At 59.1% G+C, this 16,728-nt stretch carries 14 protein-coding genes; 4 read left to right on the forward strand and 10 right to left on the reverse strand.

From position 1 onward, the window contains the following. Nucleotides 1–38: 38 nt before the first annotated feature. Nucleotides 39–1,292, reverse strand: a complete 1,254-nt coding sequence (locus tag ACQK2L_RS11685) for a hypothetical protein (RefSeq protein WP_425397146.1) — start codon at nucleotides 1,290–1,292, stop codon at nucleotides 39–41. A gap of 559 nt (nucleotides 1,293–1,851) precedes the next feature. On the opposite strand from ACQK2L_RS11685, the gene ACQK2L_RS11690 reads away from it, so the two are divergent. Next, entirely contained in the window at nucleotides 1,852–2,817 is a 966-nt protein-coding gene (locus tag ACQK2L_RS11690; RefSeq protein ID WP_425397147.1) for a hypothetical protein, read from the forward strand. Nucleotides 2,818–2,928: 111 nt separating this feature from the next. Here ACQK2L_RS11690 and ACQK2L_RS11695 read toward each other — a convergent pair whose 3' ends face one another. The 4 genes from ACQK2L_RS11695 to ACQK2L_RS11710 form a co-directional block, all read right to left on the reverse strand. Beyond that, complete coding sequence (locus ACQK2L_RS11695) at nucleotides 2,929–3,636, reverse strand: DUF2490 domain-containing protein (protein ID WP_425397148.1); 708 nt, start codon at nucleotides 3,634–3,636, stop codon at nucleotides 2,929–2,931. A 387-nt stretch (nucleotides 3,637–4,023) separates the two neighbouring features. Continuing rightward, the gene (locus ACQK2L_RS11700; protein ID WP_425397149.1) at nucleotides 4,024–4,728 is read right to left on the reverse strand and encodes a hypothetical protein; all 705 of its coding nucleotides are present in this window, start codon (nucleotides 4,726–4,728) and stop codon (nucleotides 4,024–4,026) included. 45 nt (nucleotides 4,729–4,773) lie between these two features. Then, nucleotides 4,774–5,628 carry a nucleoside deaminase gene (locus tag ACQK2L_RS11705; RefSeq protein WP_425397150.1) on the reverse strand — a complete coding sequence of 285 codons (855 nt, stop codon included), beginning with the start codon at nucleotides 5,626–5,628 and terminating at the stop codon, nucleotides 4,774–4,776. Between the two features lie 235 nt (nucleotides 5,629–5,863). Beyond that, nucleotides 5,864–6,460, reverse strand: a complete 597-nt coding sequence (locus ACQK2L_RS11710; RefSeq protein WP_425397151.1) for a DUF937 domain-containing protein — start codon at nucleotides 6,458–6,460, stop codon at nucleotides 5,864–5,866. A gap of 664 nt (nucleotides 6,461–7,124) precedes the next feature. Here ACQK2L_RS11710 and ACQK2L_RS11715 point away from each other — a divergent pair. After that, on the forward strand, nucleotides 7,125–7,604 hold the full coding sequence (locus ACQK2L_RS11715; protein WP_425397152.1) for a protein kinase domain-containing protein: 480 nt from the start codon (nucleotides 7,125–7,127) through the stop codon (nucleotides 7,602–7,604). 250 nt (nucleotides 7,605–7,854) lie between these two features. Next, entirely contained in the window at nucleotides 7,855–9,720 is a 1,866-nt protein-coding gene (locus tag ACQK2L_RS11720; RefSeq protein ID WP_425397153.1) for a redoxin family protein, read from the forward strand. Between the two features lie 286 nt (nucleotides 9,721–10,006). On the opposite strand, the gene ACQK2L_RS11725 is transcribed toward ACQK2L_RS11720, so the two are convergent. Continuing rightward, a complete protein-coding gene (locus tag ACQK2L_RS11725; RefSeq protein WP_425397154.1) occupies nucleotides 10,007–12,379 on the reverse strand; it encodes a DUF1553 domain-containing protein in 2,373 nt (790 codons plus the stop codon). A 298-nt stretch (nucleotides 12,380–12,677) separates the two neighbouring features. On the opposite strand from ACQK2L_RS11725, the gene ACQK2L_RS11730 reads away from it, so the two are divergent. Then, nucleotides 12,678–13,550 carry a hypothetical protein gene (locus ACQK2L_RS11730; RefSeq protein ID WP_425397155.1) on the forward strand — a complete coding sequence of 291 codons (873 nt, stop codon included), beginning with the start codon at nucleotides 12,678–12,680 and terminating at the stop codon, nucleotides 13,548–13,550. 46 nt (nucleotides 13,551–13,596) lie between these two features. On the opposite strand, the gene ACQK2L_RS11735 is transcribed toward ACQK2L_RS11730, so the two are convergent. The 4 genes from ACQK2L_RS11735 to pilO are packed head-to-tail and all read right to left on the reverse strand — an operon-like array spanning nucleotide 13,597 to nucleotide 16,721. Continuing rightward, complete coding sequence (locus tag ACQK2L_RS11735) at nucleotides 13,597–13,767, reverse strand: hypothetical protein (RefSeq protein ID WP_425397156.1); 171 nt, start codon at nucleotides 13,765–13,767, stop codon at nucleotides 13,597–13,599. A gap of 22 nt (nucleotides 13,768–13,789) precedes the next feature. After that, nucleotides 13,790–15,592 (reverse strand): type II secretion system protein GspD, encoded by a 1,803-nt coding sequence (locus ACQK2L_RS11740; RefSeq protein WP_425397157.1) that lies wholly within the window; start codon nucleotides 15,590–15,592, stop codon nucleotides 13,790–13,792. Further along, nucleotides 15,589–16,131 carry a hypothetical protein gene (locus tag ACQK2L_RS11745; RefSeq protein ID WP_425397158.1) on the reverse strand — a complete coding sequence of 181 codons (543 nt, stop codon included), beginning with the start codon at nucleotides 16,129–16,131 and terminating at the stop codon, nucleotides 15,589–15,591. The genes ACQK2L_RS11740 and ACQK2L_RS11745 overlap by 4 nt, the downstream gene beginning before the upstream one ends. Then, nucleotides 16,128–16,721 carry a type 4a pilus biogenesis protein PilO gene (gene pilO, locus ACQK2L_RS11750; protein WP_425397159.1) on the reverse strand — a complete coding sequence of 198 codons (594 nt, stop codon included), beginning with the start codon at nucleotides 16,719–16,721 and terminating at the stop codon, nucleotides 16,128–16,130. The genes ACQK2L_RS11745 and pilO overlap by 4 nt, the downstream gene beginning before the upstream one ends. Between the last annotated feature and the right edge of the window lie 7 nt (nucleotides 16,722–16,728).

The following is a 16,728-nucleotide window of genomic DNA, read 5'->3' on the forward strand; positions in this document are numbered from 1 at the left end:
GCTCGCTTGGTGGCCATAGAATACGTTTGGAAAGGTCTTTACTTGCCCTGAAGACTAGGGCTTAAAATAAGCACTCTACAAGTATTCACAAGCTCCAAGGCATCCTGATCATTCTGATTCGAGTTACTGCACACGTCCAGGATTTCCTCTGCCACGGAAACGTCTCCTTGCATAGCAAGTGCTACTGCATAGACAGTTGCATATTTCGCTCGTGTATGATTGAACCGCTTGGATACTTGTCTGGCCAGAGAACAGCCTTCGTGGAGGTTTTGCTGATTGTACTCGCCCTCCTTCTTGAATTCTCGGAATAACAAGACCTTTGCAAGTAGAATTTCATGGGCGGGGTCTTCGTCCCGACGGTACTTCAATGACGACCTAAAATCGCGTTCAGCCAAATCATAGTTATCAATTCCGAAATAATGCAATCCGCGCAAATAGTGCATATTACTGGCTTCAGGCCAGTGGCTTATTGCTAAATCCAACACCATTAGTTCATCTGCATGTCGTCCCATCCTTGACAAGCATACTGCCTTCGTGCTGTATGCGGATGAACAGAGGGGATTCGTCTCAAGGACTTTGTCACAGATGGAGATACTTGATTCTAAGTCTTCGGCTGCCGCTCTGAGTTTGGCTAGAGCGACCTTGCCAGGGTCACTGCTTGAAAGTGCTGTTGCGATCTTGGCTTCACCGAAGGCTGATTCGATCTTCAATCGTTCCAAGTCCGTCTTGGCCGCGAATACAAGCCAAGGAAGCCAATAAGTCTGTATCTTATTGGCGGCAATCACTCGAATGTCCTTGCCGACCTCCTCAGTAGTCAGTAATTCACGGTTTGAAGCAATGACACGGACATACCGAATTGAATCATCACCAGCAATGGAATCCCCTACATTGTCCAGCAATTCTCCTGAACGCGCGTGGTATCCACATAGAATGTTCGCCTGAATGAGGACCGCATAAGCATGAGCGTCATTCGGGTTAGCATCGACATAACTCTGGAGCTCTTGTAGGGCCACCTCCAAGGGAATCAAGTCGGATAGTCGGCACCAACCACTGTTAACGCCAGTGACCCAAGCGCGACCTTCAATCACCTTGCCACAAGAGACTATCTGGTGCTTGGGTATCTGCTTTCCACTCTCAAGCGAGACAATGGAAGGTGTTAGCGCCAGAAAGAAAGTCTTTGATGGTATCTCATGCGTAGCTCTTAAATCAGCGTCTTGGGCATCAGCACTTGCTACGCTTATCGCGAGAATCAAATAAAGGGCGTATGTGATGAGGTTTTGGCGATTGAACATCTTATTTCTTCCAAGGCGCGGATGGCACACTATTGTTGCTGTGTCACTAGAGTAATTTGTGGATTTTCAATCCTCAAATAGACATTCCTATCTAGTATCTGACAACTCCAGTAATTGTGCCACATGGGATAAGTTCCGGCAACAAAACAAACCTCTAGCTCGCTGAGTATCCTCTTGGAGGTCCCAATTTGTATTCAGCCGCGAGCTACTTCGGCTTCCGCATGAAGATGCCGGCCGGGTCCGCCTGAGAACGTCGCCAAGGTCCGCGACCAACTGTGCGAAGTGACAATCGATCCCACGCTGAAAGACAGCAAGAAACTAGTGGTCACGCTGGCGCGGATGGCCACGCCGCACTGATTGCAGCCAAGTCCAGTCAGCCGAAACCAAAAGCGTTTGATTAGGAGACGACGGAGGAAACAGAGAGTACAAAGCCGAAAACGTTTGTTACGCTGATGGATGAATCGAGGTTTCGTTAGCGAGCTTGGAACTGTAGTATCTACACTGATGAGTAGTGCACGTGGCCGGTTGGTATTCAACGTCCTAACTACTGGCGGATTGCATGTCGTACTTCCGCTTTAGCGTTCGCAAGCTACTTCTGCTAACCACAGTAGTCTGTTTACTCGTGGGGACAACTGGCGTTGAACTACTCCGAGCACGCCGTGCTCGCCTGCTGCTCGAGCGACTCACTTTCTTCTCGTCCGCTTATGAGTCTCCATGGGAGCCGCGACAGGTGTTCGGGCAGGAAGTCGATGATATCCCGTTGGTCGGATTCGGGGCACAATACCTCGGTGAGCCTCATCTTCGCTTCAAGCCGGTATACCTAACAGTCGACAAGCCAGTCACCGATGACGATTTGCGTCAGCTCTCCACTTTGTTGCCGTGCAAAAACCTGACCCTGATGGACTGCACTGCAGTTACGGAGGCGGGACTCTTAGCACTATGTCGCATGCGAGAACTGGAGGAACTGCATCTAATGAACTTCCAATTCTCAGGCGGCGATCTTGCTTCGCTGAAGCACGCAGAAAGTCTCCGCGCGCTTATGCTGAAGGGGCAAAGTTGCACTGACAGTGCGCTTTCAGCCATCGGCCAGCTTGACAAAGTCAACCGCCTTGAGCTAGTTGAAACTTCGGTCAGTCACCGAGGGCTGCGAAATCTCGCCGATATGGAAAAGCTGAGTTGGCTGTTTATCTCCAGCTCGCACGTCGATGACAGCATGATAGACGTAATCGCAAGTATGCGGAAACTACAATGCGTCGACCTATGCAGCGTAGGCTTAGAGGATGAGCATCTTACCCAATTGAGTGGATTGCCCAATCTGAAGTATCTGCAGCTCTACAACAACCCAATTACGGATGACGGACTGGCGGCGGCGCAGAACATGGCGAACTTGGTTTGGATTGACCTGAGGAAAACAAAAGTATCCGGGGCAGCAATCGGGCGGTCCACACGAACGCACCCGCATCTTGAAATTGATATTCACACCGAAACGAGGTTTGCTGAACCGAGGCTGAAGTGGGAGCCCTAAACTATCCCAGCCGCAGCGTCCAACCTTAGATTACAGAGATCACTTGCGGATCGCGAGTGGCTCAATCGGCTGGAACCGCGCAATCTTGCTTTCTAAGCAGATGTCACCCACCTACTTGGTAGGACTGCGAAAAACATTGACCGAAAGCAGGTGGTTGCATCGTTCTATCGGGCCTTGCTGGTTGATGGTTTGGTTGAGATAGCCGATTTCCACGCGCCAGGTGCTTGAAGCGTGTTGCTTGAAGCCGAAGCCAACAAACAGGCGGTTCTGGTCGAACCCGCTGCGTTGGCCAAAGTCGGTGTCGTTCAGAGCGAAGAACATCTCGTCCCATACCACAAACGTGCGTCGCGAGTCGCAGCCAAGCTCCTTCTGCCCTCGGAAGAACTGCCGGAGTCGCAAACCGGTGTCATCGGTCGATTCGATGAACCGTTGCTCGAACCGCGTTCGCGAAGCAAACTTGTACGAGTCGATTGTGCGACTGGTCGTCCACTGCTGCCAGATGCGATGCTCGTCGATGTCGTCACCCATGATTGGCGAGGTTCGGATCCAGGCATAGCCTGCCCACACCGTCGAGTTCTCACCGACTTCCAGTCCCAGTCCTGGTCGTACAATGCTCTGGCCGAACCCGTCGGTGTCGTCGAATAGCCGATAGTGACCATCGAACCACCACTTGAGCCGCGACTGGGGCTCAAACCGGTCTTGCATGAACAGGGCGTTCCACTGGCCAACATCGTCGATAGTCTCCGCGAACGCAGGCCGCTGAAAGGTCGCAACGGCCAGCAGCAGCAGGGAAAGGGATGTTGTTCGAATCACAAGCACGGCGAATCTCACTCGGTTCGGTGGGACGATGGCTTTTCGGGGACTTCGCACACGGACCCAACGCTGTCGTCATGTTGAAGAGACTTAGCAAGCGCAAGGCGACGCATTCTTTAGGACCTCTGTGTCTTCTTCGGCGTTTAGCGAGACGAGCGAGCAGGTTCTGCGATTGCAGACCAACAGGCTGTCGCGAGTCCGGCGATACAATCGTTACATTTAGAAACCCTTCTGCTCAAGCCACGGTGACTTGGTCGCACCTGAGCCAATAACCAAAAAAGAGGACACTCAGCCCACGCAATGTGGCCGAGCGCCCTCTTGAGAGTCTCAATCCGTATTTGGCCGCGAAGCGGCGACCGCGCGCAGCCAGCGGTCCTTGGCTAGGTTGCAGAGTTATTCCCGGGACGAGCGTTTGTTGGAGACAACTTGGCCCGTCTTAGTGATGTCGAGATCGTAAGGCTTTCCGTCAACGAGAACTTCCAATTGAAACACGCCGTTGCGTCGGCCTACGCCGTAGATGATGCCCGTGGGATAGGTCGTTTCAGCGACCTTTCTGATCTCAGCGGGCAGGTTCTCGACCCGCTCCGTTCGATTGTCGATCGTGTTCTTGAGGATCTCGCCGGTTGCCGAAAGTCCCACATCAAACAGTTGGTTGCCCTTGGCGACGGTTACATAGAACGCCGAGCGTCCATATCGAGGTCCGTAGTGATCCTGGTAGACGTGAACGATTACGCCATGAGGATGAGCGTTCTCGGCAGCAGCGAGGACTGCAGCCGGTAGCTTTCTCACGCTCTCGATGTGTTGCGGTGTGGTGGAGGCTTCCGGAGTATCCTGAATCGTGCCTTGTCCCTTGTTGCTCACCACCCGACCCGACTTTGTCAGTTCAACCAGATAGCGATCCTGGTTGACCTTGAGGTCGACCAAATAGAGGCCGTCTTCATCGATATTGGCGGTAAGGACTGTCGAATTGGGGTGCAGCGATTCGAGACTGCTGCTGACGGCCGAAGGCAGCTGGACGCTGGCCAGCGCGGCGCCCGAAAGGCTAACCGTAACGACTGTCAGAAGAACCTTGGTAACGCGGTTTGTTTTGTGCAGCATTTTGTTTCTCCGAAGCTTGTTGCGAACGTGGTTTATGCGGGCGGATTAATAGGCAGTGGTGTCAGAATTCTTCCACAAATTGAACGCGTCGAGCGAATTCGTTGTCGTGGACTGAAGGACGCGAAGGCCTTCGTGTTGCCGGTCTTCATAGCGCGTGGCCAGTTCGCGGTAGAGATCGAGATCAGAGAAATCGACACCCGGCTCCGCTGCGTCGAAGCGTGTGGCTGCGAACACGATCGTATCGATTCTTGCCCAACGAATGGCGGCGTAGCACATGGGGCAAGGCTCGCAACTGCTGTAAATCTCGCAATGCGAAGTCTCCCCAGGTTGAGGGAGTTTGAGCTGCGGGTCGTCTCGGTGAATTCGTCCGAGATTGAAAACTCCCAACTCGTTGGCTGCGGTTCGAACGACGCTGACTTCCGCGTGGGCCGTGGGGTCCGTGTTCTTGGTGACAAGGTTTCGGCCACGCCAGTAGCGAATTACCTCGTTCGAGTCGTCGTCAATCTGCAGAATGACCGCACCAAATGGGCCGCCTCCCTCTTTGACCGACTGGTGTGCTTCGTCGCAGGCCATCTGGATCCAGCGGTTGTCGCCGACTTCGATGCCGCGATAAAGATCCTTCTTGATGTTGCGCCGTTGGCAGGGGTGGTCATGTTTGAGAGCCGAATCGGAGTTGGCACATACGGGGCAAGCTGGGAACTGATGCTGTGCAGCGGCGTGTGCAGAAAGAAGTTCAGGCGCACCTTCGTAGGTCCCTTGGGCTGCGACATGCTTGGTTTCGTGGGATTCCGATGCAGGGCCTGAGTCCGCCTTGCATTGGCTGGCCAACTGATAACCACCTACGATCGCCAGCGCCACACACACGCATGCCGCAAGGAGGGATTGTACTCGTAACGTCATCGAAACCTCTCTGTTTTCGTGAGAAAGCCAAGTTTTTCCTCAAGTCGCACGTATCAAACTCTTGGAAACGTAGCTCACGCAAAACTGAGAGGGCACCGGATTGCAAAGCGTCTGGAAGAGGTGGATTTCGGGTTGGGTGGGCAGTTCTGATTGTGCGGCCAACGAAAAGAGGACACCCAGCGAACAAGTCGTCGCCGAGTGTCCTCTATAAAGTCTCAATCTGAATTCAGCCGCGCTACTTCGGCTTCCGCATGAAGATGCCGGCCAGGTCCGCCAGGTCGACGTCGCCGTCGTGGTCCTGGTCGAGGATCGCTGCGAAGACGCCGGCCGATTTGGGTTGCCGCTGTTCCACTTCGCGGCGGGCGTCGCGGACCACTTCGGGCAAGGCTTCGGGATCTGCGGCTTGCGCGCGTTTGGCGGCGCCAACCACGCTGCCCAGCACCATCGGCAGTACCTTGGCAAAGATCTTCTGCGTGGTTTCGGGATCGAGTTTCACCACTTTGGAGAACCCGCCTTCCACCTTCGGAGCGTCTTTGCCGAAGATGGTCTTCAGCAGGTCCTTGGCCTCCTTGGGCTCCATGTCGCGGACTTCGACCCCACCTCCAGCAGGCGCGTCCTGGGGGATGTGGCCTTGCCGGGCGAGCTTCGAGAGTTTGTCCCACAGCCCTTCGGCCCCCTGCGTGGTCTGGCTCTTCGCCTCGAGACCCCGCAACAGGGTGCCCACGGCGGCGCCGTAGGCTTGCTCGGCGCGCTCCGAGTCGCCGGTGTGCTCACGCACCCTCTCGATGGTGGCGGTATCGTCTGCAAACAGCGTTTCAAGTACTCCCGGCATCCTCGTTCTCCCTATGAAAGTGGTATCGAGAAACGGGCGGCAACGCCGACAGGCTACGCGATGAAAGGGCCAGGTAAAGTAGGTTAGAGAGTCACAAGAGGAGCATCCATTTAGCTGGAATTTCTGAGTCGCGCCTGAATCGTTATCCACCCAACCACGATGCAACCTAGCACCGGTCCAGCGTGCCAACAAGCACGCTGATTGGGGGGGAACTCACCCATGCCAGCACGAAAACCGCGTTGTTAATGCACGGTTGCAAGCGGCCTGCCAAGTCGCCCGCGCATCGCCATGGTGCAAGTGCAGCATTCGCGCGTCTCCGGCGCGAGCCTTGTCGTTCGAGCTGATCGATTGAGCCGTTTCGCAACGGGAGCAAATTGATGACATGGTTGTCCAGTTTTCGAGCGGCGTACGTGGTGCGAATCGAGCATTATTCGATTGCATTTGACTGCCAATATGAGAAGATGAAGAGATACTCCTTCTCTGAAGCATCCTTTGACTTTTCTTGCTCTGCACGCACACCCAGGGGAGTGGGTTTCGCATCAGGGAGGAGAGCTTCCCTCTTCTGTTCCTTTCTCACAACTTGTACCTAGAAGGCGGTCCGATGCAGACGTTGCAGACGCGAGTTGTTGGTCAAGGTCCCCTCAGCTTTGAAGAAGCAGCACGGATGACCCGAAAGATTGCCAGCCAGCTCAGCGAGTTTCATTCACTCGATCAATTGTTCGGCACCGTGCGACCCGAGGTGGTGATGTTGTTGGCCGATGGCGAGCCAGAACTCAAACGCAGCACGAGTGGCGACCCCAATGAGGAAGTCGACTACTTGGCGCCCGAGCGAGCGCTGTCGGTGAAGAAGCCCGATGCCCGCTCGGATCTCTACAGCCTGGGTTGCACGTTCTACTACCTATTGACCGGCCGGATTCCATTCCCCGAGGGAAGCGTCGCCGAGCGGTTGCTCAAACACCAGGTCGAGTCGCCGCCGGACCTGAACGAGATCTGCCCCGGCATGCCCGCGGAGTTGCGCGATCTATGCAGCCAACTGCTGGCTAAACGCCGCGACCATCGCCCCAGCTCCGCGCGAGCCGTGGCCAAGGCGCTGGAGCAGTGGCTCGAGTCGTCGCAGTCGCGCGAGGAGCTGCAAACTGCCTAAGCAGGCTGTTTTTGGCCTCGCGAGCGATTTCTGAGTTCGAGCACGTGTGGCTCCGGATGCAGGGATAGTGGCTCTTGCGCTCGGCATTTTCTGTGTCGAGCTGCGCACGTTCGTCTCGATCGGCGGGGGGATGTTACCTACAATATAAGCTCACGCGCTCATTCAGATTGGCCAAACCTTTGCGGTCTCGGAAGGGTAGAACGCTAGGGGGCCGTTCGCTGGTCGAGAACCTCACCACTGGTGTAGAAATATGAGAAGAGCTTGGAACCGGAGGGCTTGGGCTGTCGGCGCGCTGCTGTTGGGGTGGCTCGTGCTGCCGATCGTGGCGCTTGCCGAGCGCCCGCAGATCGGCGACAAGGTGGCCGATGCGCAATTCAAGGACATTCGCTACCTGCCACGCTCGCTCAGCGAGTTGGTGGTCGAGCAGCCGACGCCCACCAAGGCGATTGTGCTGGTGTTCACCAACACAACCTGCCCGCTGGTTCAGAAGTATCTGCCTCGGCTGAAGAAGCTGGACGAGGAGTTCCGTCCGCAGGGCGTGGAGATCGTGTCGGTGAATGTCTCGCCAACCGAGACGATCATGGACGTCGCCACGCAGGCGGTGGAGTACGACTTGCCGTTCCACTCGGTGCAGGACATCGACGGCAGCACCGTAGCCGCGTGTGGCGTCGATCGCACGCCCGAGGTGGTGGTGCTCGACGCGGAGTTGCGGCTCAAGTACCGCGGGCGGATCGACGACCAGTATCGCTTGGGCGGCGCGCTGCCCAAGGCGCGGCGGTTCTACTTGCGCGAAGCCATCGAAGCGGTGGTTGCTGGTAAGGAAGTTTCCACGCCCCAGACGCCGGTGGATGGTTGCATGATTACCTCGTTCGCCACCGACGAAGAACCCGGCAACTACACCTGGCACGAGCATATCCAGCCGCTCATCGCCAAGCACTGCCAGAACTGCCACCAGCCGGGGACGGTCGCGCCGTTCACGTTGCTCGACTACGACGAAGTTTCCGGCAATGGCGAGATGGTGGCCGAAGTGGTCGCCGAAGGGCGAATGCCACCCTGGTACGCCAGCGGGAAGCATGGCACGTTCATGAACGACCGCACACTCGATCGCCAGACGCGCCAGATGATTGTCGACTGGGTTCGCGCCGGCATGCCCAAAGGCGAGCCGCCCGAGTCGACCGAGGCCGTGGTGGAAGACACACAAAGCTCGCCGCCGGACGAAAACTGGGGCGACCAGCGCTGGCAGATGGGCGAGCCCGACCTGGTGCTCACCGTGCCTGGCACGTACGAAGTTCCCGCCGACGGCTACGTCGACTACCGCTACGCGGTGCTGCCCACGGTGTTCCTCCGCGACACGTGGATCGCGGTGGCCGAAGTGCAACCCGACAACCCGCGGGTGGTGCACCACGCGAACCTGGGCTTTGCCACGGTGGGCGAGAACATTCGCCGCGCCAAACTGATCACCGGCTACGTGCCAGGTGTGGGGCCGATGGTGCTGGAGAACGGCATCGCCTCGAAGGTGCCCGCCGGTTCGGTGCTCGGCCTGCAGATTCATCTCACCACCACCGGCAAACCGGAAAAGGCCCGGTTACGCGTGGGGCTGAAGTTCCCGCGCTACAAGGTGCAGAAGGAGCTGCGGTACCTGCAACTTTCGAACACCCGCTTCGCCATCGAGCCGTATTCGCCGCACCATCTGGTCTCGCGGACCAAGAGCGTCCGGGAAGACGTGACCTTGGTGGGCTTCTTTGCCCACATGCACCTCCGCGGCAAGGACACATCGATCCTGGCCCACACCCCGGCGGGCGAGACCGATACGCTGCTCATGGCGCCCAATTACAACTTCGACTGGCAGTTGCCGTACTATCTAGAACCCGGCGCGATCAAGTACCCGGCCGGTACGAAGTTCGAATGCGTCACACACTTCGACAACTCGACCTTCAACCCGTACAACCCCGACCCGTCCCGCAAGGTGCGCGACGGGCAGCAAACCATCGACGAGATGATGTACGGCTTCGTGTTCTACACGCACGACAACGAGCAGTTAGAACTCGAGATCGATACCAAAAGCGGTGCCAAGAAGACCGAGGGACTGCTCAACGGATTACTGGGCGGCGAGTAGCAACGCGCATGGTGGCGAGTAGATGTGCACTCCATTGAGCTCCCCCGGACGAGATTCGATTAGCGATCCTAGCGCAGACTTAGCCCCGTCGTTTACGGCGGGGTTTCCTAAAGCGTCTTTCCGTGCGGTCGAGGAACAAATTCTCTACCAATCGGAGCGCGACCGAGAACGCAATCGGCCCGCAGTTCGACGCACGAGAATCCGTGTTTCGTCCGTGCCTATCCGTGGCTAATTCAAAGAGTCGCCATTCGAGTTGGCGCTACATATCTTACCCGCCGACCACGCGCTAATTCCGCGTAATCGTCTCACTGAGATTCAGCAGCACGCGGCAGAGGCTGGTCCAGGCGGCTTGCTCGACGACTTGTTCGCTGCTGGCCGCGGCGCTCAGGCCGATGCTGGTGATTTGCTCGGCGGCCGCCGGGTCGTCCTGGTACTCGCGGCGATGCTTGACGAGCAGCGCCTCGAGCACTTGCTGTTCGTCCTCGGTGGCGTCGCGGCCCAGTGCCTGTTGCCACAGCCAGTTGATTCGCTCGTTGTCCTTGCCATCGCACTCGGCGAGCAATCGCTGAGCCAACACGCGGCTCGCCTCCACGTACGAAGGGTCGTTCAGCAGCACCAGCGCCCCGCTCGGCGTGTTGCTCACCGCTCGCTTGGCGGTGCACTCTTCGCGGCTGGGGGCGTCGAAGGCCAGCAGCGCCGGGTGCAAGAATTGCCGCTGCCAGTGGGTGTAGACGCCGCGGCGGTACTGCAGTTGGTCCTTGGCCGGCTTGTACTCCCGCTCGGGGAAGTTCAACTGGGCGTAGTAGCCACCCGGCTGGTAAGGCCGTCCCGACTCACCGCCAATCGACAGGTTCAACAGCCCGCTGACCAACAGGGCGTTGTCGCGAATGTACTCTGCGTCCAAGCGCCAGCGGCCCTGTCGGGCGAACCACTCGTTCTTTGGATCCTGCTCCACCAGTTCCGCGCTCGCCACGGACGACTGGCGGTAAGCGCTCGATGTGACCATCAACCGCACCATGTGCTTGGTATCCCAGCCGCTGCGGACGTACTCGTCGGCCAGCCAGTCGAGCAACTCCGGCTGCGCCGGCGCGGCCGATTGCGAGCCGAGGTCGATCAGACCTTCGGCCAGGCCGCGGCCGAAGAACAGTCCCCACAAACGGTTGGTCATCGTGCGACCCACCAGCGGGTTGTCTCCATCGACCAGCCATTGAGCCAGGTCGAGCCGCGTGGCGCGGCGGTCGCCTGTGTCGAGTTGCTCCAAGAAGTGCGGCACCGCGGGCGCGACCTCTTCGCCGGTGTCGTCCATCCAGTCGCCGCGATTCAGCACGCGCACCATGCGCGGTTCGTCGATCGGGTCGGTCACCATCACGCGCACGAACTTGCCTTCGAGGTCGACGCGCTCGGCCTTCAAGGCGGTGAGCTGCTTCTGCAAATCACGCCAGTCTTTGGGGATATTGCCTTGGAGCTGCTCTTCGAGCTTGGCGATCTTCTTGTCGACCGACTGGATCTGTTCGTACGTCGGCAGCGTCCACGCCAGGATCTCGGGCGGTCGCTCGGTCTCAAGGGTGTTGCCGGACGGGCCGGCGAACGAGCCGTAGTGGTCCACGTCGGCAAAGAACGCACCCAAGCTGTAAAAATCCTTGGTCGAGATCGGATCGAACTTGTGGTCGTGGCACTGAGCGCACCCGGTGCTGGAGGCCAGCCACACTTCGCCCACGTTGCGGACGCGGTCGGCCATGTGAATCGCCAAGTACTCCTTGTTCTGGGCGCCGCCTTCGTGCGTGGTTTGCAGCAATCGGTTGTAGCAGGTGGCCACGCGCTGCCACATGGTGGGCTCGGGAAGCAGGTCGCCGGCTAGTTGCTCGATGGTGAACTGGTCGAACGGCAGGTTCTCGTTGAATGACTTGATCACGTAGTCGCGATAGGGCGCCACCGCGTGACCTTGATCGCCGTGATAGCCCACCGTGTTGGCGAACCGTACCAGGTCGAACCACCACTGCGCCATCCGTTCGCCGTAGTGCGGCGAGGTCAGCAGGCGGTCGACCAATCGCTCGTAGGCGTCCGGCCGTTCGTCGGCCAGAAACTCCGCGACTTCTGCCGGCGTGGGCGGCAAGCCGGTCAGGTCAAAGTACAACCGCCGCACCAGCGTTCTCCGATCGGCCTCATCAGCAGGCTCGATGCCTTCGCTCTGGTAGCGCTGGTAGAGGAAACGGTCGATGTCGTTGCGCGACCACTTATCGCCATCGGTCTGGGGCGCATCGGGGCGCTCGACCGGCAGGTACGACCAGTGCCTCTGGTACTCCGCGCCGGCGTCGATCCACTTGCGCAGTGTTTCAATCTCTTGCTTGGTGAGCGGCTTGCGCTCGGCCTCCGGGGGTGGCATCACCAAGTCGGGATCGTCCGAGGTGATCCGCGCGATCACTTCGCTCTCGTCGGCATTGCCGGGAACGATGGTCCACTCGGTCGCACCCTCGCGGGTGTCGAGCCGCAAATCGGCTTTGCGATCGCCCGAGTCGGGTCCGTGGCAAGTGAAACAGCGGTCCGAGAGAATCGGCCGGATGTCTCGATTGAACTCGATGGATTGGTCCGCAGTAGCGGACTTGCACCATCCAAAGATAGTCGTGGCGGCCAGCAGGGCCAGGCAGGAACGGTTGAGCATAAGGGGAGGTGGGGTCGGTTGGCGGGCAGTGTACCGAAGCATTCCATTATCAACCGAATGTCGCTCGACGACTACCGTTTCTTGGGCATTCCTTGTTCCGAGAACACAAAAGCACTGCGGGTGGCCTTTCTGCAACATGTGGCGAATTGTCAACTTGCGGCCGAGCATTGTCATGCGGCGCAAGTCTTTTGCTACAAGTAGTTTGCGTCAATCACGAGTGAGTCTTTGTGGCTGTGGCGTGGCGGTTGCGTGAAGTGGGACAGGAGAATTTTTCGTCCCGCTTCGTCGAGTTTGCCCCATGGCCCGTCTTTCTTCCGTATTCGCAGCATTGGTCCTTGTTCCCATGCTTCTCGCCAGCAGTGCGGCCGGCGAAGCCGTCGTGGAGCTGGCCGATGGACGCACGGTCGCGGGGCAGATCGACTCGCGCACCGATCAGCAGTCGCTGTGGTTGCAGCGCTCCGCGCAGAACGTCTGGCTATCGGTGCCGTACGCCTGGACGGACGTCGCAGCGATTCAGATCGATGGCGAGTCGGTTAAGCGAGACCAGCTGCTTGCACAACTCGACAACGTTGCCGCCCAGGAGCCAAAGGTGGCAGTGCCGGGCGAGTCGGACACGCAGGTGGTGCCCCTTCCAACGACCGAACCGTACACTCAGCGGGCCACTTCGTGCAGCTTCGCTGCGGAGCTTGCCAACTGGGACAGCGATGTCGAACCCGACGGCTACTTGGTGGCGGTCACCGTGTACGACCAGTGTGGCGTGTCGATGGCGGTCCGCGGCACTTTGAGCGCCACGTTGGTTGGCGAGCAAACCGACAATCGCGGCGTGGCGGTCGAGCCGGTGGAACTCGAGCGGTGGAGCGATCGCATCGAGACCGCGCAGTTCACTCACGGCCCGGCCGTGTTTCGTTTGCCCTTCCGCCAGATTCGGCCTGAGGTCGACTTGGCCATCTGCGCCGGTGCGATTCTGCAAGTAGAAGTCGGCGCGTTCGGCCATGGCCGCATGGCCAGTTCTGCCGCCGTGCCGGTGCGCGGGTTCAATCCGATTCGCGACGTCTTTCAGCAACAGACCGGCTCGCGGTTCTTCCGCGGCGAACGGAGTGCACCGACGGGCAGTGGAAGAACCGACTGGGCGGCGAGGACGGGTTTCGAAGCAGAACGCACGCTGCCGTAACAGCGCAGAGCTCGTCGTGGCCTACGAGTTCACTCAGCCGTGCCCTCTAGGAACTACTTCGATCCTCTTTCCGCCGTTCACCCTTGCGGCGTTCTTCGCCGGTGGGCAGTTGCTGCGGGTCGACTGTGCTGTCTTGCTCGGTTTGCTGGCGGCGTTCCCCTTCACGCTTCTCGATGAGGTGCTGAAAGTCATCGGGCAGTTCGAGACGATTGGACATGGGACGGGTTCCTTAAAATGGGTTAGCGGCGCATTCGCTGTTGGTTATCAGGCATGACGATTTCCATTCTCTCGGGCGCGAGAGTGGGACTCGGCTGGTCGCCGCCTTGGAAGAGTTGTTCACCGTCGGGGTTGTAGTAAATGGTGTCGCGGCGGAAGGGATTGAAAATGCGCGGGCGGGCGTGCCCGTCGTTGCAGTTTCCGCCCTCTCTGCACGCACGGTCCGTGGGGAACTTGCGACAAAGGTCTCCGGTCGGGTCGGGCAGGCGTGGTTCGTAGGGCCGCGGGTTCTTGCACAAGGGACCGTAGGTCAGCGAATCGCGAGCACGCTCGACTTCGAAGTCGTTCTGCGCTTGCATCTCGCAGTTGTACGGCAGCAAGTGCGGCATGATGGCGACGATGATCTCCTTGCGCAGTCGCTTCTCCGCCCGACGCTGGAACAAGGCGCCGGCGTACGGGATGTCGCCCAATACGGCCAGTTTGCTTTGGTCGACGTTCGTTTCCTCCGAGATCAAACCACCAATCACAATGCCTTGGCCATCGGACAAAAAGGCGTTGGTTTCCACTTCGGTAGTGCGTTCTTCGGGTAACTCGGTTGTGGCGTTCACCTGGCCGCTCGAGACCTTCGGCCTGATCCGCATCAACACGCGACCGTCGTGCGTGATCCAAGGCGTGAACTCCAGCACGATACCGACATCCAGGAACTGCACCGACTCCTGCGTACTGGTCTGAGTCGTGGTAGTCAATCGGTACGGCAGCTTCTCGCCGATTTGAATACGGGCGAGCTGGCCATTCACCGCCAGCAGCTTGGGCGATGCGAGCGTCTTGGCGTCCGACGTGGTCTGCAGCAATTCGACCAGGCTGGTCAGGTCGCCACCCGCCAGTTCGATGAAGAACGCTTGCGGGCTGTCTTTATCGGCGAAGCCGGTCGACTCGAAGCGAATGCCGGTGCCGCCGAGGCGGCCGAGTTCGTGGAAGTTCACGCCCACCCGGCGATCGCCGTCCAATTCCACTTGCAGCAACTGCACTTCCACCAGCACTTGCCGTGGCGGCTGGTCGCTTTGGGCGATGAACGCGGCGATGCGCTCGACGTATTCGGGCAGGTCTTCCACCGCGATCGACTCGCGGGTGCGGCGGTTGTCGGTGGGCGAACTCGAAGTGATCCACGACTTGCCGACGGGCGACAGCAGGCCTTTGACCGCCAGGTCGACGTCCGCGGCTGCCGCGTAGTTCAGGTCGAACACCTCCAGGCGGCGACCTTGCGCGGTGGGCCCCACGGCCACGCCTTCGGCCACTTGGGTCACGTGGATGATGTTGCCTTGCATGGTCCAAGTGTGGCCGCACGACGACAGAATGGCGTCGAGCGCCGTCTCGAGCGGCACGCGGTCGAGCGAAACGGTAAGCGAAGCGTCGCTCACCGAGGCGAACACCAAATTGAGCTTCTGCGACTCGGCCAGCAGTCCGAGCACTTGCCGCAACGGAGCATCACGAACCACCAGCCGCACCTCGCCGCCCAGGTTCTGTATTTCCACCGAGCCCGGATCCCCGGCGCGGCGCATGGGAATGATGTGCTCGGGCGGGGGCGCTGGTAGTGTGTTCTGGTTGGCTTGCGCTTGCGCCCCTTGGCCAGTCATCGCGGGGATGAGGTCCATCTCGCGGCTGAGTCCTTTGGCCATCTCCGACAGGTTCAGCAGCGATTGCTCCTGAGATTGCGCACCGGTAGCGCCTAGTAGAATCGCGAGCGCCAGCGCACAGCACCGTAGCGCAAGGCCCGGCGGTGGCAGGCAGCGTGGCTTTGTGTTGGTTCTTGCGTCCATGTTGCTCATTGCGAGTGACTTTCGCTGGTCAGAACAATCCCCGATTCGGTGATGTCCTGCACGTAGAATCCTTCCAATCGATCGCCGATGCGGATTTGCCTTTCGCCCACCAGGGCCAACGGCTTTCCATCCAGCACCACGATCACCGCGGCACCTTCGGCCCGCAGCTTGGCTAGCGCCTGCGACTCGGCCGCTTGGGCCGTCATGGGTCGATCACTAGCGGCAGTTTCTGCAGGCTCGGCCTGTGCGACTTGAGCCCACTGAGGTCGCGCAAACGGGTCGCTGGCCACGGCTTGCTCCAGGTTGGGCTTGGGCCACGCTTGACGCTCGGCAACCGGCGTCTTCGACTTGTTGCTATTGGCCTTCGCTGCACTGCGTGGCAAGCGAGGGCTCGACGGCGCCGATTCGGCGGACGAGGAACCGCCGCTCGGCAGTTGGCTGAGTACCACGTACCCCAGGATGGCCGCCAGCACGCCGATCAGCGCCAGCTTGCCTGGCGTTGCGCCGACGCGTTTCATCCACTCGGGGTGGTTGTTTGCAGCCGTCATAGCACTTCCTCCCCTTGCTTTGCGTCCACGGCGGTTTGCATGCCGAACTGCAGCGCGTAGATCACCTCGAACGGGTAATTGCCGTCGTCTGCGTCGCTTTCGATCGAGAGCTTGCGCACCGTCGAAAGCCGTTCGAGTTGACTCACCCGATGCAGGAACCGGCAGATGCTCCCGTAGCTGCCCTGGCCGCTGATCACGACGTCGACCTCCGAGTAATCCGGAAAGTCCTTGCTATCCTCGCGGCGGAAGTTGCCGATGGCCAGCCGTTCTTCTTTGGCAATGTCGGTGGTGTGGCTGAGGAAGGTCTCTTCCAGCGGACGGACCGGAATGCGGCGGCGGATCGTATCGATCTTCGCGTTGAGTTCCTCCACGCGCTTCCGCAGTTCACGGTGTGCCGTGTGTACGTTGCTGTCGATCGCCAGCAGCTTTTGCAAGTGCTCGATGCGTTCTTCCTGCTGCTTTTCGTGACTATGCAGCGGACAGTGCACCAGGACATAGAACCCCGCCAACAGCGCAACCCACATCACCGCGCCCACCGTGGTGGTGGTCAGCCGAACAATATGACGGTTGTTGGGAAGCGACATACTCATCGTACTT

The organism is Aeoliella sp. (assembly GCF_965227375.1).
GTDB lineage: Bacteria > Planctomycetota > Planctomycetia > Pirellulales > Lacipirellulaceae > Aeoliella.

Excerpts from the sequence above, each read along its gene's own strand:
- ACQK2L_RS11685 (WP_425397146.1), bottom strand. The coding sequence starts at position 1,292 with ATGTTCAATCGCCAAAACCTCATCACATACGCCCTTTATTTGATTCTC.
- ACQK2L_RS11690 (WP_425397147.1), top strand. The coding sequence starts at position 1,852 with ATGTCGTACTTCCGCTTTAGCGTTCGCAAGCTACTTCTGCTAACCACA.
- ACQK2L_RS11700 (WP_425397149.1), bottom strand. The coding sequence starts at position 4,728 with ATGCTGCACAAAACAAACCGCGTTACCAAGGTTCTTCTGACAGTCGTT.
- ACQK2L_RS11705 (WP_425397150.1), bottom strand. The coding sequence starts at position 5,628 with ATGACGTTACGAGTACAATCCCTCCTTGCGGCATGCGTGTGTGTGGCG.
- ACQK2L_RS11710 (WP_425397151.1), bottom strand. The coding sequence starts at position 6,460 with ATGCCGGGAGTACTTGAAACGCTGTTTGCAGACGATACCGCCACCATC.
- ACQK2L_RS11715 (WP_425397152.1), top strand. The coding sequence starts at position 7,125 with ATGACCCGAAAGATTGCCAGCCAGCTCAGCGAGTTTCATTCACTCGAT.
- ACQK2L_RS11720 (WP_425397153.1), top strand. The coding sequence starts at position 7,855 with ATGAGAAGAGCTTGGAACCGGAGGGCTTGGGCTGTCGGCGCGCTGCTG.
- ACQK2L_RS11725 (WP_425397154.1), bottom strand. The coding sequence starts at position 12,379 with ATGCTCAACCGTTCCTGCCTGGCCCTGCTGGCCGCCACGACTATCTTT.
- ACQK2L_RS11730 (WP_425397155.1), top strand. The coding sequence starts at position 12,678 with ATGGCCCGTCTTTCTTCCGTATTCGCAGCATTGGTCCTTGTTCCCATG.
- ACQK2L_RS11735 (WP_425397156.1), bottom strand. The coding sequence starts at position 13,767 with ATGTCCAATCGTCTCGAACTGCCCGATGACTTTCAGCACCTCATCGAG.
- ACQK2L_RS11740 (WP_425397157.1), bottom strand. The coding sequence starts at position 15,592 with ATGAGCAACATGGACGCAAGAACCAACACAAAGCCACGCTGCCTGCCA.
- ACQK2L_RS11745 (WP_425397158.1), bottom strand. The coding sequence starts at position 16,131 with ATGACGGCTGCAAACAACCACCCCGAGTGGATGAAACGCGTCGGCGCA.
- pilO (WP_425397159.1), bottom strand. The coding sequence starts at position 16,721 with ATGAGTATGTCGCTTCCCAACAACCGTCATATTGTTCGGCTGACCACC.